Origin of the sequence: Halorussus aquaticus, from assembly GCF_024218795.1 — an archaeon.
Lineage (GTDB): Archaea > Halobacteriota > Halobacteria > Halobacteriales > Haladaptataceae > Halorussus > Halorussus aquaticus.
Map to the genome: position 1 here is coordinate 3,558,508 of NZ_CP100400.1, position 21,180 is coordinate 3,579,687.

General features: G+C 61.4%; 17 protein-coding genes and 1 pseudogene. 10 read left to right on the forward strand and 8 right to left on the reverse strand.

Annotated elements, in window-relative coordinates; genetic code table 11:
* Positions 1 to 135 precede the first annotated feature (135 nt).
* Positions 136 to 1,032: an OB-fold nucleic acid binding domain-containing protein gene (locus tag NGM06_RS18305; protein ID WP_254268331.1), complete on the reverse strand. Its 897-nt coding sequence runs from the start codon at positions 1,030 to 1,032 to the stop codon at positions 136 to 138.
* A gap of 1,249 nt (positions 1,033 to 2,281) precedes the next feature.
* Between NGM06_RS18305 and NGM06_RS18310 the strand changes: the two genes are divergently transcribed.
* The 3 genes from NGM06_RS18310 to NGM06_RS18320 all read left to right on the forward strand — a co-directional run bounded on the left by NGM06_RS18310 (position 2,282) and on the right by NGM06_RS18320 (position 7,540).
* Positions 2,282 to 5,980, forward strand: a complete 3,699-nt coding sequence (locus NGM06_RS18310; RefSeq protein WP_254268332.1) for a type IV secretory system conjugative DNA transfer family protein — start codon at positions 2,282 to 2,284, stop codon at positions 5,978 to 5,980.
* Positions 5,981 to 6,069: 89 nt separating this feature from the next.
* Positions 6,070 to 6,624, forward strand: coding sequence for a hypothetical protein (locus NGM06_RS18315; protein WP_254268333.1), 555 nt, complete (start codon positions 6,070 to 6,072; stop codon positions 6,622 to 6,624).
* Between the two features lie 139 nt (positions 6,625 to 6,763).
* Positions 6,764 to 7,540 (forward strand): DUF7847 domain-containing protein, encoded by a 777-nt coding sequence (locus tag NGM06_RS18320; RefSeq protein ID WP_254268334.1) that lies wholly within the window; start codon positions 6,764 to 6,766, stop codon positions 7,538 to 7,540.
* 48 nt (positions 7,541 to 7,588) lie between these two features.
* Here NGM06_RS18320 and NGM06_RS18325 read toward each other — a convergent pair whose 3' ends face one another.
* Entirely contained in the window at positions 7,589 to 8,860 is a 1,272-nt protein-coding gene (locus tag NGM06_RS18325; RefSeq protein ID WP_438267629.1) for a phage NrS-1 polymerase family protein, read from the reverse strand.
* Between the two features lie 1,187 nt (positions 8,861 to 10,047).
* Between NGM06_RS18325 and NGM06_RS18330 the strand changes: the two genes are divergently transcribed.
* Positions 10,048 to 11,631, forward strand: coding sequence for an aldehyde dehydrogenase family protein (locus NGM06_RS18330; protein ID WP_254268336.1), 1,584 nt, complete (start codon positions 10,048 to 10,050; stop codon positions 11,629 to 11,631).
* Between the two features lie 107 nt (positions 11,632 to 11,738).
* Here the strand turns inward: NGM06_RS18330 and NGM06_RS18335 are convergent, their stop codons facing one another.
* The 3 genes from NGM06_RS18335 to NGM06_RS18345 form a co-directional block, all read right to left on the reverse strand.
* Positions 11,739 to 11,924 (reverse strand): SIR2 family NAD-dependent protein deacylase, encoded by a 186-nt coding sequence (locus NGM06_RS18335; RefSeq protein WP_254268337.1) that lies wholly within the window; start codon positions 11,922 to 11,924, stop codon positions 11,739 to 11,741.
* Positions 11,925 to 12,146: 222 nt separating this feature from the next.
* On the reverse strand, positions 12,147 to 13,346 hold the full coding sequence (locus tag NGM06_RS18340; RefSeq protein ID WP_254268338.1) for a M24 family metallopeptidase: 1,200 nt from the start codon (positions 13,344 to 13,346) through the stop codon (positions 12,147 to 12,149).
* Positions 13,347 to 13,412: 66 nt separating this feature from the next.
* The gene (locus NGM06_RS18345) at positions 13,413 to 13,880 is read right to left on the reverse strand and encodes an MOSC domain-containing protein (protein WP_254268339.1); all 468 of its coding nucleotides are present in this window, start codon (positions 13,878 to 13,880) and stop codon (positions 13,413 to 13,415) included.
* 72 nt (positions 13,881 to 13,952) lie between these two features.
* Here NGM06_RS18345 and NGM06_RS18350 point away from each other — a divergent pair.
* The 3 genes and pseudogenes from NGM06_RS18350 to aglM all read left to right on the forward strand — a co-directional run bounded on the left by NGM06_RS18350 (position 13,953) and on the right by aglM (position 17,082).
* Positions 13,953 to 14,884, forward strand: a pseudogene (locus NGM06_RS18350) (acetamidase/formamidase family protein).
* 338 nt (positions 14,885 to 15,222) lie between these two features.
* The gene (locus tag NGM06_RS18355) at positions 15,223 to 15,630 is read left to right on the forward strand and encodes a glutaredoxin family protein (RefSeq protein ID WP_254268341.1); all 408 of its coding nucleotides are present in this window, start codon (positions 15,223 to 15,225) and stop codon (positions 15,628 to 15,630) included.
* Positions 15,631 to 15,789: 159 nt separating this feature from the next.
* On the forward strand, positions 15,790 to 17,082 hold the full coding sequence (aglM, locus tag NGM06_RS18360; RefSeq protein WP_254268342.1) for a UDP-glucose 6-dehydrogenase AglM: 1,293 nt from the start codon (positions 15,790 to 15,792) through the stop codon (positions 17,080 to 17,082).
* A gap of 61 nt (positions 17,083 to 17,143) precedes the next feature.
* Here aglM and NGM06_RS24185 read toward each other — a convergent pair whose 3' ends face one another.
* Positions 17,144 to 17,272 (reverse strand): hypothetical protein, encoded by a 129-nt coding sequence (locus NGM06_RS24185; protein ID WP_256567950.1) that lies wholly within the window; start codon positions 17,270 to 17,272, stop codon positions 17,144 to 17,146.
* Positions 17,273 to 17,328: 56 nt separating this feature from the next.
* The gene (locus NGM06_RS18365; protein WP_254268343.1) at positions 17,329 to 17,619 is read right to left on the reverse strand and encodes a hypothetical protein; all 291 of its coding nucleotides are present in this window, start codon (positions 17,617 to 17,619) and stop codon (positions 17,329 to 17,331) included.
* A gap of 202 nt (positions 17,620 to 17,821) precedes the next feature.
* On the opposite strand from NGM06_RS18365, the gene NGM06_RS18370 reads away from it, so the two are divergent.
* Positions 17,822 to 19,030 carry a CaiB/BaiF CoA transferase family protein gene (locus NGM06_RS18370; RefSeq protein WP_254268344.1) on the forward strand — a complete coding sequence of 403 codons (1,209 nt, stop codon included), beginning with the start codon at positions 17,822 to 17,824 and terminating at the stop codon, positions 19,028 to 19,030.
* 39 nt (positions 19,031 to 19,069) lie between these two features.
* On the opposite strand, the gene NGM06_RS18375 is transcribed toward NGM06_RS18370, so the two are convergent.
* Positions 19,070 to 20,188 (reverse strand): hydroxymethylglutaryl-CoA lyase-like TIM-barrel protein, encoded by a 1,119-nt coding sequence (locus NGM06_RS18375; RefSeq protein WP_254268345.1) that lies wholly within the window; start codon positions 20,186 to 20,188, stop codon positions 19,070 to 19,072.
* 276 nt (positions 20,189 to 20,464) lie between these two features.
* Here NGM06_RS18375 and NGM06_RS18380 point away from each other — a divergent pair, with 276 nt between their 5' ends.
* Both NGM06_RS18380 and NGM06_RS18385 read left to right on the forward strand, forming a co-directional pair.
* Positions 20,465 to 20,890, forward strand: coding sequence for a VOC family protein (locus NGM06_RS18380; RefSeq protein ID WP_254268346.1), 426 nt, complete (start codon positions 20,465 to 20,467; stop codon positions 20,888 to 20,890).
* A gap of 101 nt (positions 20,891 to 20,991) precedes the next feature.
* A complete protein-coding gene (locus NGM06_RS18385; protein ID WP_205427132.1) occupies positions 20,992 to 21,156 on the forward strand; it encodes an HVO_A0556 family zinc finger protein in 165 nt (54 codons plus the stop codon).
* The last annotated feature ends 24 nt before the right edge of the window (positions 21,157 to 21,180 follow it).

Here is a 21,180-nt window from a genome sequence, read left to right on the forward strand (position 1 = left end):
CTGAACTGACGACCGACTACTGTCCTCTGTTTAGACGGTCGTGGCTGCGCGCGCAACGAAGTGAGCACGGAGCGGAGGGTGGGGCGGCGGGCGTCGGGTGGATGGTCTCAAAAAAGAAGAAGACCGTCTAATGCGCTATTCCCACCACCGGCCACGCTCAGGGAAGAACATCGACGACCACCCGGTCACGGCCAACGAGACACGCCCCTCGTACCAGTTCCGCGCCGCTCCGCGAATCTGGACACGCTCGCCTTCCTCCAGCCACGGCTGGTCTGATTTCCTCCAGACAGTCACCTTGGTTCGCCCACTCTCGTCCTCGAGTAACCCGACCTGCTGAATCGCGGGTGAATCTGCGTCCCACAATTGGGTCACACGCCCCTCGATGCTCACCTCCTTCCGGTTCACGTCCTCAACCTTTCCGATTGGGGTCACCTGTCCCGGACCCGTCTGAAGCTCTTCGTACACTCCGACGACCGCACTCATGATACTCGCCCCTTCGACTACTCGCTCGGCCAGCCGCCGACTGATTGCGCCTCTCGACCAACCATCGAGTTTCGCATCTAACCGTCTCGTCTGCTCGTTCACGCTCGCCAGTTCATCCTGAGTCAGCTCCTCGCGCGGGTCCGGCCGGTCTGGGTCCGCTAGTGGGTCCACGCTCGCCGCTCGTTTCTGGAACTCCTTCCGACGTTTCGCGCTGCCCTTTGCCGCATTGATTCTCGTTCGCTTCGCCCGACCGTCTTTCGTTCCAAGTTCGGCCTGTGCGCTGATGCGCTCCAGTTCAGCCTCGCGCGCTCTAATACGCTCTTCTTGTTTGAGGGTCACGCCTTCTATCCGTTCGTCGCTCGTCTCGACGACTCCGTCTGGGTGGTTCGCATCCACCTTTCCCTGCGTCTCCATCTGCACCGTCGCTCGGAACTCCGGGGTTTCATCGACGACCTCGAAGTTGGCTTCCTCGACCGCTTGCTCGTCCGTCTGTTCGAATGCCTGTTCATCGACCGAAACAACCTTGCTGCTAGCGTTCTTACTCGACATTGGTAGCTCCTATTGGACTAGGGTTACCGCTCGAAGGCGCTCACTCGGCGTCTTCTTCCGACACCACGACTCTCCAGCCGTGGCTTTCTCGTTTTCACCGACTACTCCGACATGCACGCTCTCGCTCGCGCCTTCGCCCGGCTTGCCGGGCGCGAGCGAGAGCGCTATCGGAGGTCTACCATCCAGCACCGAGCGCCGACCCGCTCGGAGCAAGCGTCCAGCGGAGTCCCCGTTTCGTCCGCGACGCAACTACGTCCGTCGCGGGGCGGAGCTTGCGGAGCGTCCCGGAAGCCTCCGGAAGTCCGGGACCGAAACGGGAGACCCGCTGGCGTCGAAGGCACATTCACTTTAGCCCGGAACGGCGCTTCGCGCCGCATGCCCGGAATGGTCTGTCGCGAGCGATGCGGAGGGCGGCATGCGGCGCGCGGGGTGTGCCGTCTTCGAACATAGGTCCAGATACCGATTCCGGAGCCACCTCAAATCGTACTGTGGATGATATCAAGTTCTTTGACGAGTAAGTCGACCAATTCAACGAGCGAGGGTAGCCCGTGTCCAAACTCTAAGGTTGGCGTTCCAAGCGATATTGTCACTCCACGAAGTGAGAAGGTGGGTTAGTTAGTGACTGATGCCCTTTGCGCCACATCGAGTACAGTCGACTTCAGCCACACCCGATGCGGACGCGCTCACAGGGCATGCGAAGTGTTCATCGCAACTGTCTTCCGGTTCGTAGGTCCACTCGATTGCCATACCCCTGGTCCCGGCTCTCTCGGTTGTAATACTTGATCGGCTTGTCCGGCGACCGAAGGTCGCCTTGAGCGACTTACGGGAGCGAAAGGGCAAGTTTTACTTCCGAGAGAGTCGGTTTCGGGGGTGGTAATCGATGTGGGGCCGGAGATCCGAAGAGAGTCCGTGAACATCTCGCATGCCGAGAACGTGTCCGAATCGGGTAGGCTGAGAGACATTGAGAGAAAACCCTGTCAAGCCGCGTCCTGCTAGATTTCCATAAAATAACGGTCTATCTTAGCCACCTTGCTCCTCTGCGAATCGAGTAACGTCCCTTCAATCTCAACGAAATACATACCAGAATATTCTGAATGGAACGGTAAATCTCACCGGGGATATCTACTGACGAACAACACCTCCGAAAGGGTGGTTTTCTACCTGAAATACCTATCACCAACAGAGAGAAGGGTTTTATCCGTTGATTCTGAGTGGGAGAATCTGTCCACCCCTAGCTACGCACAAACCTATGGAAGAACCTACAGCCTCCACTCCCTCTGATAGTCGAGACAATCTAACAAACCATCGAACAACTGACGGTGAGTCAACCCGATTATACATTCGTGTTCAACCGACCGACAACGCCCTCAACCCGAAGACGATACAGCGCCAGTTCAAGCGACTGCAACAAATCACGTACCCTGAACCAGACGGCATCCTCGACCGTTTCCGAGGACCGATCCGTCCCACGCTAGAGTTCCTCCTTGTTTCCAACACGGAATCTTCGCTCTCCTACTACGTCGGTATCGACGAGCAAGACACGGTCGATGAACTAGAACGCATTCTCCGTGGCGTCTTCCCGAACTCGTACGAGTTTGACCGTGTGGAATGGCACGCTGACCAACTCACACTATCCGATGAGATGGCCGACGGAGCAGATAGTGAAGCCACTAAAATCGCTGGCGTTGAGTTTCAGGGCCAGACCGATAGACGCCGTGATTGGCAGACCAAACTCACGCCGTTCGAGGAGTTTACGAGTCACGACGAAGACGACCATGCCCGAGTTCCGCTGACGGCAGTCGTCGAGACGATGGCTGAGCGTGACCTGCCGATGGTCTACCAAGCTCTACTCCGCCCGAAACTAGACTGGACCGACGACCTCGAAGACCGCCGTCTCGACATCGAGATGAACATCGACACTCTCGGCGGACAACTGGCGAACGCGGTCCTTGGTTCACCCGACGAGTCGAACCCTGCTCTTCCAGCGAGTGACGAAGAGCGCCTCGCAGAACTCGAAGCCAAGGATGCTCGTCGTTCGTTCGAGGTGAACGCACGCGCCATCGCTATCACAGACAAGAGCGATACCGAACCTCCGACTGAAGACCCAAAGCGGGCAGTCCGAGAACTAACGTCTGCGTTTAGTGACGTGAGCCGGACGAGCTACGAGATTAATGGTACAGTTCACACGGGAAGTGATGGTGTCGCCGTCTTTGATGCAATCCGGGAACGCCAATTCCAGCCACCAAACTACGAGCGACTCGCAACGAAAATTCCGGGGACAACAAACACTAGTTCCGGTATTGTCGCTGACGCGACGGAAGTGACAAACTTCTGTCTCCTCGATGGTGCAGCCTTAACCACAGCGGGAACGCGAGCACTTGCCCCGTCTCGGGGAGAACAAACTGCACTCCCACGGCCCACGAAGGAACAACTCACCCAGTACCGGACGTCGGGCCTCACGCTCGGCCAGCCCCTCTCCCAGGACGACACCCCCACGGACCCGATCGCACTTCCACCTGAGCTACAACCCCTACACGTCGCATGGTTCGGGAAAACCGGGTCCGGGAAGTCGACTGGACTCACGACGGGAATGCTCGACAACCACGCCGCGACCAGCGGGGCTTCGATTCTCATCGAACCGAAGGGCGATGGTATGCCGGTCGAGTACCTACGAGCGCACTACGCCAAATACGGCAACCTCGACAACGTCTACTACTTCGACTGTGCTGAAACACTCCCGGCGCTCTCGTTTTTCGATATTCGGCCACAACTTGAGGCGGGTATCGACCGGGCGACGGCCGTGCAGAACACGGTCGATCACTACATTGAGCTTCTCATCGGTATCATGGGCCGCGACCGATTCGAACGTGCGGTCCGGTCGCCGGACATCATCCGGTACCTAGTCAAAGCGCTGTTCGACCCGGTCCACGGAGCGGACGCGTTCAGCCATCGCGACCTCCAGCAGAAAGCCACACAGATGGCTGAGACGCGAGACGCACCGCCCGTTACTGACGACGACCTCGCGGTGATGCTCGGCGGTGTCGTCACGAACAGCAAGCGCTCGTTCGACGAACTCATGCAGGGCGTGATGAACCGAATCGAGAAAGTCCCGCTTGACGACCGCCTCGCCCACCTTTTCAATCACGTTCCACAGAATACGACCGAAGCGAGGATAGACGGGGACGAAACAGCGCCTGACCCGGAGTTCGATTTCTTCGACGTACTCGACGAGGACGCCGTCGTAATCTTCGACACGAGCGGTCTGCGAACGGAGAGTCGGCGGGCGCTTACGCTGGTCTTACTCTCGAACCTCTGGACGGCACTTCGGCGGCGTCAACGTCTCCACACGAAAGAGAGGGATTTACCTGAAGACGACTACCAAGATAACGCTACGGACGACCTGCCACTGGTAAACCTCTACGTTGAGGAGGCCGCAGAGGTCGCGGCCTCAGGCCTGATGACCGACCTGCTCGCCAAATCCCGAGGATTTCACCTCTCGGTGACGCTCGCCATGCAGTTTCCAGCACAAGTCCGGAATACGGACACGGAAGCCTACGCCGAGATTCTGAACAACATCTCGACCATCATCACGGGAAACGTCGCGGTCGACTCAGATCTCGAAAAACGACTTGCAACCGAAGACATTCCTCCGAGTGAGGTCGGCAATCGCTTGCGGGCACTCCGCCGTGGACAGTGGTTCGCCAGCCTTCCGGCTGGATTCCAAGACCGAGAACCACGTCCGTTCCTCCTTTCGTCGGCTCCGCTGCCACCGGGACACCCCGAAGGCGATGACCCACTAACTGAAACACAGTCGCTGGCGTTCGAGGCACTTCTCGACAGCGTCAAGGACCGAACGCGGCTCGACTACGGACTCGATTTCCTCGCAGATGGGCAAGCACAGTCGCGACCGAGTACCACCGTTCAAGCTCCTGGAAGCAAAAACGGCTCTCCCGCTACTGAGACGACCAACACACGCGTCGATTCAGCGCTTCCCTACACGAAGCGACTGCCCACTTGCATTCAATACAATGAAGACGCCCACGCTATCGTCTGCACGGGGTGTGAGAGTCGCCACGACCCTTCGCCTGCTGGCCTAAAGCGCGGTATCAAGTGCTGTTCGAGCCTCGACCGTATTGACCGCGACAAGATTCCCATCTGTGAGGTCAGTCTAACCCTCTCGCCACAGGAGCGCGAGGAAAGTGAGTATTCCGACCGCCAACTCGCATTCCTGCAGGTCGTCTATGCGGCCCATCAAGGCGAGTATGATCCCGAATGGGAGTACGACATCTGTTGGGACAGCATGCTCCGCCTCCAAGAGTACGTCGGCATTGAATCCGAAGCAGTAGACGAACTCGTCGACGATGATCTACTCCGTATTGACTGTGACCACCCACACCGTCTCTACACGGTGACTGCGGACGGCCGAAGTGAAATCCAGGTTGCCCACCGCGAAGGAATTGCGTACGGCCACGGTGTCGGTGACCTTGGAGAGTCGAGCCTCCATCGCGTGATGGTTGAGATTGGTCGTCAATACGTCGAAGACGCCTACGCGAACGACTCCGATTCAGACGTAGTCGAGGTGGTTCCGTACTACGAACTCGACGATGGTCACCGACTGGACGTTGCAGGCCTCGACGCTGACGGAAACGTTCAGGCTGTCGTTGAGGCCGAGCGTGCGAACCATGACATCCTCCGAGCAGTCCCGGAGGACTACGACAAGATGGCGGCCTTCGACCCCGAGGATGCTATTTGGATTGTGAAGAACCGGGATGCCGCTCACGACGTGCTGGAGGCGTTGAACGAGCCGCCGACTGGTGATCGACGGGTGGAAAAGGAGTACAGTCGCTCCTCACCTCCACGAGCGTTCCGGCTCGATGCGCCGGGGTGTTCAGAGATTCATACGCTCGGGTATGTTCGGGGGTCGCTGCTCGACCTCGAATCACCGTGATAAGGGAAATAGGGACTCTATCGAGGGAGAGACGCGAAATAGTATACCTGTAATTTAATAAGATAGAGGGAAGGATTCGCTAAGTACCTATGTCGGCATTCCTCATTCAGGTAAGTGGACATTCCATTCAGGAGAAAGCTGACCCTCGGTATGTTGCTGGCGCGAAAGGCCCACGCTTTTGTGATGAACCACTCAAGCATGGCGAGTACTTTAACGCAAGTCCATTCTGGAAACGAGAGGGATATGGACGACGAGAGGCATGGAACAGCATTTCACCTGGAGATGAAGGGCTCCTCTACTGTACTGGAAGTGTCGACGAACACGGCGCTTGTCTCAGTCATCTTCTGACCGTAGATAGCGTCATCCTTAGTGAGTCGGATGGTGCTCGCCTTAGGTTCTCAGCGGTTCAGGAACTTGACCCAAAGATTCTATACAGCGATATTCAGGATGAGATCGAGAAAGGTTCCTTCTCAGAGCAGATGAATTACTGTGGTCAAGAGGGATTCAATATTGCTCAGATAGCGGCTTCGGATATTGACCGTGTTCGTGATCTCGTCAACTCGATGGAGTCACAGGATATCTCCTCAGACTCATATCCGGACGACTCCTTGAAAGCAATCGCAGAAGACCACTTTGGAGGATAACCCGCGCAGGTATGCACATTAGAGGTTCAACCAGTTCCAAAGTGTCTAATAGCCGTCTACGGGAATCAAGGCTCTCTTTCTAAGCGCTTTTCATCGGCTACCATCTTTTTCGTAGTTGACGTGGTGCTGGACTATACGCATGCCAATTGATATTGGAGGCGTTGTGAGTGATGGATATGAACGGACTGTCGCACGAAATGGGCTACTCTTCATCGGTATTTTCTACCTGATTTCTCTTCTTGAGGGATTGTTCTCGCCCACTCCAGCTCAACCGGCTATGCTTCCGGACCCAGTTGGTGGGCCGGGTATGGGGCCTGCTCCTGTTGAAGGGATGCAGCCCTACGCACCATCGTTGGGTCTCTCACCGGTACTCACTAGCCTCCTCTCGTTGCTTCTCGGAATCATCTCCATAGTCGTTACAATCGGTGCACTACGGACGTTCGTAAGTGAAGAAACAGAGCAGATACCCGAAGCGCACTTTAGACACAACCTCTTGTGGGCGGGGTTGAACCTCATCATCGGAGGCATCATCTTTGGAATCACCATCGCTATCGGATTCCTCTTTCTCGTTGTTCCAGGCTTGTTCCTGCTCGTGAGCCTCTTTTTCTGGGAGGTCTATGTCGCCGTCGAGGATCAGAACTTCATCGAAGGGTTCCGGAACAGCTGGCGATTGACCCGCGGCCATCGACTACGATTGTTCGGACTCGGCATCGTCGTCGCAATCATCGCACTGCTAGTCAGCATCGGTTTCGGAATCCCCGGAATCTTTCTCCCCGATATCCTCGGGTTTCTGATTGCACAACTCGGATCTGCCTTTTTCGGTGTCTTTTTCCTCGCCACGGTCGCACAAACCTACAACCAACTTACCGCGATGGAGAACGAGCCACGTGTCGAAACAGCTGAAGAGAGAACGTAATGCAGACTCGTTCCGTACGCATCACTCCACGGGTCCCCACCGCCCATTTCATCCAGATAGAACCCGTTTGAGCCGGTAGATAATCCCAGTGGGCGAAGACTCCTGTGAGGTATCGTCTTCGAGTGCTTTCCGTTTTGCACGCTCGATATCTCGTTCGTCCCGAAGACGTTCGTTCTCGGCTTCGAGTTCACGAAGTCGCTGCTCGAGCCTCGTAATCGTCTCGATGCGTGCTTTCTCCCGTTCGTAGACGGTTCCTTCGTTGTCGGACGGCTGAACGCCAGCGACTGATGAGGAGTCCGCCACCGAGTTAACAGACGAATCGTACTCTCCCGTGTCCGATTCTGCCTGTGCTTGCTGACCCTGCTCTCCGCTCGGCGAGTAGTACTCAGTCGTCACGTTCTCTGCACGCTCGATCGTCTTCTCACCGTACGTGCTTCCGTCAGCGTAGTGGACGGCATCCCATTTCTCACGCATGAGGCCCGACCGCCTGAACAACCGATCCATTCGGTGGGTATCGCCGCCAGTCCAGAACGCGAGCAGGCATGCAAGCGCCATATCCGCCTCAGATTGGCTGTCATATCCGTGGGTATCACCACGCCAGAGTTGCTCGAACTTCGCGCTGTTGGACGCTGCTCGCGCCCGAGCGAGCAACGCCTCGTCCGAGAGCGCCTCGTTCGGTGATGTGGACGCTTCGATGCTACTTGTTTCCGTTTCGGTGGGTTCGTCATCCCCGTCACTGGATTCCGTGTTTCGCTCGCTGTCTGTGTTCTCAGGTTCGTCCTCGTCGGCGACGTGGTCGGCGTACACGCCAGCGAGAGCCGTTGTACGTTCGATAATATCGGTCGGAGTCGTCTCAACGTGGTTGGCGGTGACGGTAAAGAATCGAGCAGTTTCGTAGAGTTCAACGTCACCTCGTCGGTTCCGTCCGGGCGGGAGTTCACCTTCGATGAGGACGTGATATCCCGTTCCAGACGGACTGATTTCGGTGTACGAGTTGAGTTCGTCGATAATGGATTTCGCCCAGTCAGTCGGCGTTTCCGTCTCTGGGTCACGAGCGTCGTCGAGGTCGACCCCCACGAAGGGATCGTCGTTACAGAAGACGAAGCCGAGCCCGTTAGCCGATCCATCAACTGCATACTCGCGTGCCGTCTCGAAACTCCCCCATGTCTCGTCGTCAGTCGCGGACGCAAACCGGCCCGTGTGGGGATTCACGGGAACCTTCGTTTGTTTATCCCCACGTGTCTGTTCGCGCCAGCACACCCACTGGTCGTACTCAACAAGCAGTTCGGGAAGGTCGGAGGTAGTCGGAAGCATTGTCATCTCGAATCGAGGGACGCCGTCGAAGCGACTCGGTCCCAGAGTACCGGCACAAATGCAACCGGGGTACTTGATGGTACTAGATACCGATTTCAACACGCGCACCGACACATCTTTACTTCACAGCTTTCCAACTCTCGTCTAAACCGACAGGATAAGCAGGCGGATATCTCGAAGTCGTTCGGCAATCTCTAATTCCTCATAATAACGAGCGTTCCCCCGAACTACTTGCCCGAGGCCGTTCACACTTCGTGAATCACCCGAAAGAACGACTCTCGTGGACGATGTACCCTTTTACCCCGTTCTCTCAGTCTCGCGCACGTAGCATGAACAGACCACCTGATTCGATACCGATCGGGAGAGACGCTAAAACTAGCAGATAGGCTCGAGTTGCACTGAGCTCTCAGCGAGGAATTCCCGAAAATTCGACAGCGCAGCTAGGGTGTATCCAGTAATTCGGCCCCACCTCGTAACGGGAAACACTACAGGAGCGCATTCTACGACGACCGATTAGGCGATTCTCTCTTTGCAGAAGCCTTCACGACCCCATTTCGCATTCAGCACGAACTGGAGAACTCCCCTGAATCTATTCCGGCGAAACACCCGAATTCGACATTAAAACCGGGGATGTACCGTCAAATTCTCTTTCTACCGCCATCCACTCAGAATCGGACCCCGCTACGTGCAGAATCACCAGACCCCTCACAGACGCGAATCCGGACGTACATAGTGTCTCTCCAGAGAACCCAAGCAATACGTAGAATCGTCCGATTGCCCTAGAACACCAACAAAAGAACAACGTAAAAGCAGAGTCTACACCCACTCACGCAGCGTATCTTTCGGAAATTAGCTAGTTTGTGAACTGCCGTCGTATTGCCTATCCTGAAGGTGAGGTAGGAGGAACTGGTCTGGAAAGCAGAGCGAAGGAACTGAAAAGTCACCATTGGTGTGTTTGCAATCTCCGTAGAGCGTGGGCCTCGCAGAAAGTAGCGAACTATTTGCCGAGTCGTCCGGGCCTAAAAACTGATGCAAATTGGTGGGGTTGAGGTACCTATCCAGTGCGACGGAGCACGAAGCCTCCCAGACTCGCGAAGCGGAATTCAGAAGGGCGAAAAACTGCTACAGTGACCGAGGGACTATCCCACGAAGCTGAGACGAAAGTATAAACGCACGAACCGCTTCCTAGACCCGTGCAACCACTCGAGTTCGAGAACGAACTAACGCTGCTCACGTACCAGCAAGACGGCTCCGAAGACGAGTTTCACGAGACTTACGAGGCGGCCGTGGAGTCGGTCAGGGCCGACCTGGGAGCGTCCCACGCACTCCGCATCGACGGTGACTCCATCGAGGCCGAGGACCGATTCACGGTGACGAGTCCTGGGGATTTCGACCTCGAAATCGGCGAGTTCGCCGCGGGCGGCGAAGCCGAAGTCGACGCCGCGGTGAGCGCCGCCGCCGACGCGTTCCCCGACTGGGAGCGCCGCGACGTCGATTCGCACACCGCCGTCTTCCGGGACGCCGCCGACCGCATGCGAGATCGCAAGTTCGAACTGGCGGCTACGCTCTCGCTTGAGAACGGGAAGAATAGGACCGAGGCGATGGCCGACGTCGACGAGGCCATCGATTTCCTCCGGTTCTACAGCCTCGAACTGGAGTGCTCTGACGGCTATCAATTCAACACCGGCCAACCGACGCCCCACCAGCACACGACGAACCTGCTGCGACCGTACGGCGTCTTCGCGGTCATCGCTCCGTTCAACTTCCCGCTGGCCATTCTCGCGGGAATGACGGCCGGCGCGATGATCACTGGCAACACCGTCGTCGCCAAGCCCGCGAGCGCGACGCCGCTGATCGCCCACAAGTACGCCGATATCCTCGCCGACGCGGGGATTCCCGACGGCGTGTTCAACTTGGTCACGGGCGGCGGCAGCACAGTCGGCCAACCCCTCACTGAGCACGAGGATGTCGCTGGCGTCGCGTTCACGGGGTCTCGCGAAGTCGGTCTCGACATCGAGCGGGCGTTCAGAGAGCAGGGCAAGCGCGGCCCCGTCATCGCCGAGCTCGGCGGAAAGAACCCGGTCATCGTCAGCGACGAGGCCGACCTCGACGGCGCGGTCGAGGGCGTCGCGATGGGCGCGTTCTCGTTCAGCGGCCAGAAGTGCTCGGCGACCTCCCGCGTGTACGTCTATGAGAACGTCTACGACGAGTTCACCGACCGATTAGTGGAGGCGACCGAACGATTGGGTATCGGTCGCGGCGAAAGACTCGACACCGTCGTCAACCCCGTTATCGACGATAGCGCACTCGAGCGCTATCGGAACATTACCGAGCAAGCGCGGACTGACGGGACGATTCGGACTGGTGGGTCCGTCGTCGACGATGACGACCTCCCCGAGGGACGCTACGTCGAACCGACCGTCGTCACCGACATCCCCCACGGACACGGCCTCGCTCGCGAGGAACACTTCCTCCCGTTCGTGACGATCCACCCCGTCTCGGACCTTCAGGAAGGCATCGCAAAGTCCAACGACAGCGACTACGGCCTCTGTGCCGGACTATTTTCGGAAGACGACGCGGAGATCGACCGCTGGTTTCACGAGATAGAGTCCGGGATGTGCTATGTGAATCGGTCTCAGAGCGCGACCACGGGCGCGCTGGTCCAAGCACAGCCCTTCGGCGGCTGGAAGTTCTCCGGGACGACCGGCAAGTTCGCAGGTGGCTACTGGTATCTCCAACAGTTCTTGCGCGAACAGAGTAGAACTCGTGTCGAATAGGCCGGAGAATCTCGTTTTGACCCGGACACGGCTATCCGATAACTTCTAACCTCGACACGGCTCCGGGGAGGAGTCAGACGAGGCGCTTGGTTTATCGGTAGGGGAGATTAGGACATCACGAACGTCAACGCACCGTCGCAGTCGGGACATTTCGGTGGCAGGGTGTCGTCCAACTCGACAGCGTAGCCACAGTCGTTGCATTCGCACGCACCGTGCGTCGAGGTGTCGGCACTCGCGTGCGGATTCACTGTCGGATGTCGGAGTCCTATCGGCGGCGAGTCACTCGCGGCCATGTGCGAACAGAGGGCACGAATCCGTAAATATGTTCCATAGCGAATAGAACATACTCCCGTCGAAGCGTATTAGACGCAGTAATGGACCACGGATTCGTCGCTCGACTGGGCCACGGGCCCCCTAGTCGGTCGCCGACCTCTTCCGGATGCCGGACGAAGGTGACGTTCGGTTTGGAACTCTGTGACCGACAATTCATTCGACTTCGGGCCTAGCAGCGACTACTACGGTTCCCACCGAGAGTGGGTCGACTGTGGCGTCAGCTCACGCGGATACTCAGTGAGGTTCTCGTAGCCGTCTTCGGTAATCACGACGAGGTCCTCTATCCGAACGCCACCGTGCGCCGGGTCGTACACGCCCGGTTCCACGGTCACGACGTTCCCGGCTTCCAGTCGGGTGTCGCTCGTCAGCGACGGGGCTTCGTGGAGACTGACGCCGACTCCGTGTCCGACCCCGTGATACATCCCGACGTCGACTTCGCCGCTCGCGAAGCCGTGTTCCGACAGGACCTCGGTCGCGGCCGCGTGAGCGTCACTGGCCACGGTCCCTGCACCGTCTTCGAGCGCCGCGAGGGCCGCGTCCTGGGCTTCCGTCACCGCCGCGTACGCGGTAGACTCCCACTCGTCGACCTCTCCGGCGACGAACGTCCGGGTGAAATCGCCGTAGTAGCCGTGCGGGCCTCGCGGGGAGAGGTCGAGTAGTACCGTTTCGTCGGGATGGATCCCGTCCGTTCCCGTAAAGTGGAGGTCGGTACAGGTTTCGCCCGCACCTATCACGGTGTTATCGGCATCGCGAACGCCGTCGGCCGCCAAGACCGCGTTCACTTCTCGCCGAAGTCGTTCGGTCGTCAGAGGCGAGCCCTCCCACTGGAGTTCGTCGCCGTCTCGTTCCGATGCTGCCAAGACGGCCTCCGCACGCGCCATACCGCGTTGGGCCGCTGCTTGGACGGCGGCGTGACAGGCTCGTTCAGCGGTAGTCTTCCGACGGCGGCCGACGTCTTCCGCGGCTGTATCCAGCACGTCGATGGTATCCACTGCTACGTCGAGGTCCCGGTAGGACGTGCTCGGGAAAGAGGCCGGAACGAGAAGCGAGGAACAGCTATCCGCGAGGTCGTCGAGCGCCTCCATGGCCCGGGACGAGGCGCTCAATGCGGACTGGTCGGCGACCGTGTAGACGCGGTCACCGGGGAACTCGCGGTTGGCTTGCTGCGCGAACAAGCGCGGGGCACACAGTGCGGCCTGTCCCTCGGTGTAAACGAACGCGTAGTCGCGGTCCGGGCCGGAGAACCGAGTGAGATACCGGAGCAGGTCGTCGAACCGATCGCCGACGTGGACGAAGGCGTCGGCCTCTCGCTCGGCGAGCAGAGTATAGAGTCGGTCGTACGCGGTCGTCGGCGGGTCCGGAGTTCGGACGGGAGAGTCCATACGAGAACTCACCAGTAGCGGGTGAGAAAGATGTTGTGCTACGCTATCGCAGACCATCGGAGGCGGTCAGAGGGGCTCGATCGAGTCCTCGATACGAATCGGGCCGCCTTCGACGATGTCGGCACGCAGTCCCCCGCGATGTTTGAGAGCGTCTTCGATGCCGTCGACGGTGGACCGGCGCAGGTGGTCGCACGGTTCACAGAGTCGCACGCCCTCGCAGACGGCCTCGCCGACGCGGAACCGCTCGCCGACCAGATGGTTGAGGGCGGTGTCGCGGGTCGTGATATTCCGGCGGTGCTCGTCGAAGTCGACGGCGATCCCCGCTTCGCGTTCGATCGCCTCGATCGCCTCGGATTCCGTGAGCGTGATTTCCCGGCCGCCGCCCTGGACATCGGAGAAGGTACCGATACCCTCGAAGTAGCGATCGCCTCGAAGTCCCTCCCCGGCGACGGCTTCCACCTCGTCCCGGGACCGCATCGGTGCCTCCGCTTCGGGAGCGGTGTGAATCGCCACGACCGTTCCTGTTCCGTCCATACCCCCACATACGAGACGCGTGACAAGAACGTTCCTCCGAGAAACGCGATAGAACGGCCGTTCCCCAGAGTTATAACGGGCGGCGGACAAGAACCGCCGAAACCTCGGCAAACAGTCTCACACGACGACAGTCTCGTCTTCGAGTTCACCCCGGACCTCGACGCCGCGTACACCGCGACCGACGGCGAGTCGCTCACTATCGAGACGATAGACAGCCTCGGCGGCGCGGTACAGGACGAGTCGACCGTCATCGACGAGGTCCCCGACGAGGTGAACGGTGCGACGGGACCGATAGCGGTCGAGGGGCCCGACCGGGCGACGTCCTCGCGGTCGAGATCGAGGACGTCCGGGTGACCGAGGACCGCGACCGGGTGACGACGATTCCCGGCTTCGGGTTCCTCCACGAGGACGACCGCATCGAGGAACCCCGGACCAGGATTACGCCCGTCGACGGCGACAGCATCGACTTCCGGGGAATCGACGTCGACATCCAGCCGGTCATCGGGACCATCGGCGTCGCACCGGCCTCCGAGTCATACACGACCCTCGTTCCGCACGACCACGGCGGGAATCTCGACACGACGGACGTCACCACCGGGTCGACGATCTACTTCCCGGTGTTCCAGGAGGGCGCGATGCTGGCGATGGGCGACGCGAAGGCCGCCATGGCCGACGGGGAGATGTGCGGGACCGGAGCCGAGATTAGCACGGCGGTCGACGTGACCCTCGACGTCGTCTCCGACCCGGCCGTCTCGTTGGAGCGACCCCTCGTCGACGCGGGCGACGCGTGGAAGACCGTCGCGAGCGCCGAGACGCTCGAAGACGCCTGCGAACTGGCGCACGTCGACCTCGTCGAACTGCTCGGCCGGGAACACGGCTTCGACGCGACCGACGCCTACATGTTCGCGAGCCTCGTCGGCGGTCTGGAGATCAGTCAGGTTGTCGACCCGCTGGTGACCGCCCGCAACGCGATTCCGAAGGAGTACCTCTCGAACCCGTTCTGACGCGGCGACTGCAGTTCGACCCTACTCCCCGGCCGCGTCGTCTCCGTGCTCGGCTTCGTTTCTGCGTTCTAGGTGCCCTTCGGCTCACTGCTGCATCCGCCGCAGGGCTTCCCCGACAGTGAACGATGAATCCGTACGCGCGACGAGTTCTATCACCTAATTGTCTCTCGCAGAGACCGTTCTAAGGAGACGAACAAAATCCGTTCGCTCTTCGAGTCGTTCCGGAGTCGGACTCGTCAGAACCGATGCCGGTCAGCCAATACCTGAATACGCGTGAGGGAAATCACGGGTCTATCGACCCAAGCTCTATGACGCCTCACGAGGGACGTACTGCCAGCATGACTTTCGACCCGACCGACCGAGGACTGGACGCTGACGAAGTCCCTGAGCGCGTGGACGAGGCTATCGAGGAGAACGAGGTCGTCCTCTTCATGAAAGGCGACGCCCGGATGCCGCAGTGCGGCTACTCGAAGCGGGCGCTCGGACTCGTCCGCCGGTACCGCGACGACGTCGAGACGGTCGACGCGCTTCAGAACCTCGACGCCTTCCGCGAGGCGCTGGAGGCGCACAGCGGCTGGGAGACCATCCCCCAGACCTTCGTGGACGGCGAGTTCGTCGGCGGGAGCGACATCCTCGTCGAACTCGAAGAACGCGGTGACCTCGCAGAGACCCTGAACGCCGACGGGAGGAAGGCTGATACGGGGACCGCTACTGGTAACGACACCAGCGTCGACGCGCCTTTCTAAAGTCCGTCCCGGTTTTCCGGAACCTCGACGTACCGGCGGAGTTTCTGCGGTGCGTTCCCGCCACGAACGACCTGTGATGTTCTCGTATCCCCTCCAACTCCACGGAAACGGTCGAACGTATCCGAACGCTCAAGGAGGCGAACGCTGACCTATCCAGTAATGAACCTCAGTATCGTCGGAAGCGGTTACGTCGGCACTACGGTTGCCGCCTGCTTCGCCGACTACGGCCACGAGGTGACGAACGTCGATATCGACGAGGAAGTCGTCGCGGCCATCAACGCGGCCGAAGCCCCGATCCACGAACCCGGTCTCGAAGAACTGGTCACCGAACACGGCGGCGACCGCCTGCGAGCGACGACCGACTACGCCGCCACACGCGAGACCGACGTGACGTTCCTCGCGTTGCCGACGCCTACGGGCGACGACGGCCGTATCGACCTCGAAATTCTCGAAGCGGGCGTCCGGTCGCTGGGCGACGCACTCGCCTCGAAGGACGACCCGCATCTGGTCGTGGTCAAGTCCACGGTCGTCCCCGGAACGACCGAGGAGACCGTCGCACCGATACTCGCCGACGCCTCCGGGAAAACACTCGGCGAGGACCTCCACGTGGCGATGAACCCCGAGTTTCTCCGGGAAGGGAGCGCGGTCGCGGACTTCCGCGACCCCGACAAGGTCGTGTTCGGAACCCGGACCGAGTTCGCACGCGAGCGCCTCCGCGAGGTCTTTGCGCCCTTGCTCGACCAGTCTGACGCCGAACTGGTCGAGACCGGAATTCGGGAGGCCGAGATGATGAAGTACGCCAACAACGCCTTCCTCGCGTCGAAGGTCAGTCTCGTCAACGAACTCGGAAACATCTGCAAGGAGTACGACGTAGACGCCTACGAGGTGGCCGAAGCCATCGGACTCGACGACCGCATCGGGGAGCGATTCCTCCGGTCGGGCGTCGGGTGGGGCGGGAGCTGCTTCCCGAAGGACGTGTCGGCGCTCGTCGCCGCCGCCCGCGACGCCGACTACGAACCCGCCCTGTTGGAGGCCGCCGTCGAGGTCAACGAGAAACAACCCGACAGACTGCTCGACCTGCTCGACGTCCATCTGGACCCGGACGGGAAGCGCGTCGCTGTCCTCGGACTCGCGTTCAAACCCGGCACCGACGACGTGCGCAACTCCCGCGCGATACCCGTCATCGAAGGTCTCCGCGAGCGCGGCGCCGACGTCGCGGCCTACGACCCCGTGGCGACCGAGAACATGCGCGAGCGCTTCCCCGACGTCGAGTACGCATCCTCCGCGGAGGCCGCACTCGACGGGGCGCAGGGTGCGGTGGTCGTGACCGACTGGGACGAGTTCGCCGCCCTCGACTCGGCGTTCGACGCGATGGCGAACCCAGTGGTCGTGGACGGTCGTCGCGTCGTGGAGCGCCGCGACGGTATCACGTACGAAGGACTCACGTGGTGACGGACGCGAAAACTGTGTAGAGACACGAGTAGAGGTGGAGTCGCGAAAAGAGACGGCTTGACTACGCGCCGACGCTGACGTTACCGCCGTTCTCGACCGCACTCTCGGAGACCTTTACTGTCTGGCCCCCGACACGGTACGTGCCCGGATACCCGACCGTCACCGACCCATCGCCGCTGGTGTACATCATCCGAAAGTGACCTGCGCCGCTCGCTCCTCCTCTCGCGCTCTCACGTCACTGATGGCTCACAGGAGGTCCCGGACTCTGCTGAGTACGCCCGTCCGGTCTCGCCCCCACGATTTCCGGACGACCCGGCCGGGGGCTTTGACGTACGGCGGGCCGCTACGCTCGTCGCGTTCGTATCGGACGACGACCGAGACCGCGTTCCCGACCGCCTCGGCCTCCACCTCGCCCAACCCGATACACCCCGTCTGCGGGTCCTCCGCGTACAGTACCGCTTCCTCGCTGACCGAGAGTGGTTCGTCGAGGTGCACGACCTGCAGGCGTTCGCGGATGGCGTCGGGGTCCGCGTCCATACCGCGACCCACGGCGTCCACCGACAAACGCTTTCCTCCGACCGACGGACCCACACGCCCAACGTCCCCTCCGATTGATGGACCCCACCGTCCCGAACTCCACCGACTGGTAGAGCGACCCGTCCCGAGCTCGCAGTTCGCGCGGCGGTGGTTGCAGTGGCCGGACGAACACTTATGCTGGCGGGTTAACAACCCGCATCCAATGGGGACCGACACGAACGACAGTCAACCGCTCGCGGACGTTACTGTACTGGAGTTGGGGAACATCGTCGCCGGACCGTTCGCCAGCGTCATGCTCGCGGACCTCGGTGCCGAAGTCGTGAAGGTCGAACGACCCGGTAGCGGTGACGTCCTCCGCAGCGCGGGCGAGGCCGGGCCGCCGATGTTCGACGCGCTGAACCGTAACAAACGCTCCATCGAACTCGACCTCAAGAGCGACGCGGGACGCGAGGCGTTCCTGGACCTCGCCGACCGGGCGGACGTCGTCGTCGAGAACCTCGGTCCCGGCGTCGCGGACCGACTGGGTATCGGCTACGACGAACTGAGCGAGCGCAACTCGGAACTCGTCTACCTCTCCATCAAGGGATTCCTCGACGGACCGTACGGCGACCGGGCCGGGATGGACGTCGTCGCCGAAGCCATGTCCGGCCTGATGAGCATGACCGGCGAACCCGGTCGCAAACCGGTCCGCGTCGGCACGTCCATCGCGGACATGGGCGCGGCGATGTACGGAGTGATGGGGGTACTCGTCGCGCTCCGAGAGCGGGAACGCACCGGCGAGGGCCGGAGAGTGGACGGTCCGCTGTTCGAGGCGGTAGCCTCCTGGATGGGGTACTGGATAACCTACGCCGACCGGTACGGTCGCGACCACCCGTCGCTCGGCGCGTCCCATCCCACGTGGGCGCTGTACGACGTGTTCCGCGTCGGCGACCAGGACGACTGGCTGTTCCTCGGCGTGACGACCGAGCGCCACTGGCCGGCGCTCTGTCGCGCCATCGACCGGGAGGACCTGCTCGCCGACGAGCGATTCGACACGTCCCAGTCGCGACTCGACCACAAAGCGGAGTTGACCGAGACCGTCGCCGAGGAACTGCGCGACCGCGACCGCGAGAGCGTGCTGGCGGCGCTGCTGGCCGAGGACGTCCCCGCAGCGCCGGTGAACGACCCGTCCGACCTCGTGGACGACGACCACCTCGACGCCGTGGACCTGCTGGCCGAGTTCGACTCCGCGGAGGACGGCCAGTCGCTCCAGACGGTGATGACGCCCGTTCACGGCGACGGAATCGCACCGGCTCAGAGACTCGACCCGCCGGAACTCGGGGAACACACCGAGGAAATCCTGCGCACTGCCGGACTCGACGACGACGCCATCGCGGCGCTTCGGAACCGGGGCGCGTTCGGGAGCGAGTAGGGATTCGCGGACGAAGCGCGGAGACAGTCGACTGCGGAGTCAGGATTCGACGGCTTCCGCCACGACCTCCGCTGCGGCCTCGCGGGACAGCGGCTCTCCCCGCTCCGCGGCGGCGTCTCGCAGCGCTTCCCGGCCGATGGCGACCTGCTCGTCCGTCGCCTCCAGTCCGGCCGCGTCGAGCAGGGCCCGGACCCCGCCGCGGCCGGTTCCGCGGCCGAACAGCAACTCCCGCTGGGCACCGTACCGCTCGGGGTCGAACGGCTCGTAGGTGCTCGGTTCGCGGAGCATCGCCGCGGTGTGGAGGCCGCTCTCGTGGCGGTACCCCTCTCGGCCCAGCACGGGTTTGCCCTCGTAGTCCACGTCGAGCGCATCCAGAATCTCTCGGCAGGCGGGGACGAGTTCGGTCAACTCCAGCGCGACGTCGTCGCCGTGCTCGCTGCCGAGGACCGCGACCTCCTCCAGCGGCGCGTTTCCGGCGCGTTCGCCCACGCCGCCGACCGTGGCGTCCACGCTATCGGCACCCGCCTCGACCCCGGCCACGGCGTTGGCCGTCGCCACACCCATGTCGTCGTGGGTGTGAATCGTCACCGCGAGTTCGCCGCCGACCTCGTCTGTGACCGCGGCGACCGTCTCCCGGACCGCTTCCGGGTCGCCCGCACCCGTCGTGTCCGCGAGCGTGACGTGGCGGCCGCCAGCGTCGCGGACCACCCGCGCCTCCGCTCGGAGGTGGTCGTTGTCCGCCCGCACGGCGTCCATCAGCGTCGCACCGGCCGCGACGCCCCCCTCGACCGCTCGCTCGACGTTCTCCCGCAGGAGGTCCAGCGACTCCTCGCGGGTCTTCCCCAGCGCGTGTTCGAGTTGGACGTCCGAACTGTTGACGATGACCTCGATTTCGTCTGGTTCGACGTCGAGGGCGGCGTCTACGTCGGCCGGGACGGCCCGAGCGAGCGCGGCCGTCCGCAGGCCGAGCGACTCCGCGTGGCGGTACAGTTCCTCGCGCGGCGCGGCGCGGGAAACGACACCTCGACCCGGCCGACGTCCACGCGCGCCAGTCCCTCGAGGACGCGCTTGCCGACGTCGTCGGTGATTTCGAGGCCCGGCACCTGCGACCCCTCCCGCAGCGTGAGGTCCTTGAACGTGATAGTCATACGGTACCAATCACCAACATCCCGGTTAGGATTTTTCCAAGCGGCAACGGGCACCGGTCGGGGCGGGTCGGTTCCGTCGGACCGACACAGCGACTCCTCCCGGTCGGCGTCGAACCGCCGGGCCGGGAGTTCGCCGAACCGCGTCTCTTCAGAATCGCGTACGCTTACGAGCAGGTGACGGGACGTCGGCGGTCCCGAGAGAATCGGCGAGAGCGCGTAACCATCGCCCGACCGTCTCACGGGCGAAAGGGACAGCACTTTCCGGACTCCTCACAATCCGCTACGTATGCCAGACGTATCCGCACACCACTTCGGCGTGACGGTGACCGACCTCGACCGGGCGGTCGAGTTCTACCGCGAGGTACTCGGTCTCGACGTGCTCGACCGCTTCACCGTCTCGGGTGAGGCGTTCTCGGAGGGCGTCGGCGTCGAGGGCGCGACCGGCGACTTCGCGCATCTCGACGCCGGGTCGGCCCGCGTCGAACTCGTCGAGTACGAACCGGAGGACGAGGGGACGGACCCTGACACCGAACCTGTCAACCGACCGGGCGCGAAACATCTCGGTCTCTCCGTCGAGAACCTGGACCGATTCTACGAGGAACTGCCGACGGACGTCGAAACGCTCAGCGAACCCCGGACGACCGAGAGCGGGACGCGAATCCTGTTCCTCCGCGACCCGGAGGACAACCTCGTCGAACTCATCGAGTCGTAGTTGCGCGGCGACGGGCGACTCGCTTCGCCGTTTCGCCTCGCGTGTCAGTTGCCATTACAGTTCCGACACTTTCATTATCCGGTGTCGTTCTGTTCCGAACGATGCAACACGTAGCTTCAGAAGACGCGGCCGAACCGCTGCTCGTCACGCTCGCGGGTGACGATTGTCGCTGGTGTGCCTCCGGAACGCTCGCGCGCGAGCAGTTCAAGGGTGACGACGCGGTCGTCTGCGAAGACTGCGGGACGCCCGCGGCCCGCGTCTGGTGAGTTCGTCGTCGCGTTCTCTCGGTG

Coding starts and splice junctions, on each gene's coding strand:
- NGM06_RS18305 (WP_254268331.1), bottom strand. CDS start 1,032: ATGTCGAGTAAGAACGCTAGCAGCAAGGTTGTTTCGGTCGATGAACAG.
- NGM06_RS18310 (WP_254268332.1), top strand. CDS start 2,282: ATGGAAGAACCTACAGCCTCCACTCCCTCTGATAGTCGAGACAATCTA.
- NGM06_RS18315 (WP_254268333.1), top strand. CDS start 6,070: ATGTCGGCATTCCTCATTCAGGTAAGTGGACATTCCATTCAGGAGAAA.
- NGM06_RS18320 (WP_254268334.1), top strand. CDS start 6,764: ATGCCAATTGATATTGGAGGCGTTGTGAGTGATGGATATGAACGGACT.
- NGM06_RS18325 (WP_438267629.1), bottom strand. CDS start 8,860: ATGACAATGCTTCCGACTACCTCCGACCTTCCCGAACTGCTTGTTGAG.
- NGM06_RS18335 (WP_254268337.1), bottom strand. CDS start 11,924: ATGGCCGCGAGTGACTCGCCGCCGATAGGACTCCGACATCCGACAGTG.
- NGM06_RS18340 (WP_254268338.1), bottom strand. CDS start 13,346: ATGGACTCTCCCGTCCGAACTCCGGACCCGCCGACGACCGCGTACGAC.
- NGM06_RS18345 (WP_254268339.1), bottom strand. CDS start 13,880: ATGGACGGAACAGGAACGGTCGTGGCGATTCACACCGCTCCCGAAGCG.
- NGM06_RS18355 (WP_254268341.1), top strand. CDS start 15,223: ATGACTTTCGACCCGACCGACCGAGGACTGGACGCTGACGAAGTCCCT.
- aglM (WP_254268342.1), top strand. CDS start 15,790: ATGAACCTCAGTATCGTCGGAAGCGGTTACGTCGGCACTACGGTTGCC.
- NGM06_RS24185 (WP_256567950.1), bottom strand. CDS start 17,272: ATGATGTACACCAGCGGCGATGGGTCGGTGACGGTCGGGTATCCGGGC.
- NGM06_RS18365 (WP_254268343.1), bottom strand. CDS start 17,619: ATGGACGCGGACCCCGACGCCATCCGCGAACGCCTGCAGGTCGTGCAC.
- NGM06_RS18370 (WP_254268344.1), top strand. CDS start 17,822: ATGGGGACCGACACGAACGACAGTCAACCGCTCGCGGACGTTACTGTA.
- NGM06_RS18380 (WP_254268346.1), top strand. CDS start 20,465: ATGCCAGACGTATCCGCACACCACTTCGGCGTGACGGTGACCGACCTC.
- NGM06_RS18385 (WP_205427132.1), top strand. CDS start 20,992: ATGCAACACGTAGCTTCAGAAGACGCGGCCGAACCGCTGCTCGTCACG.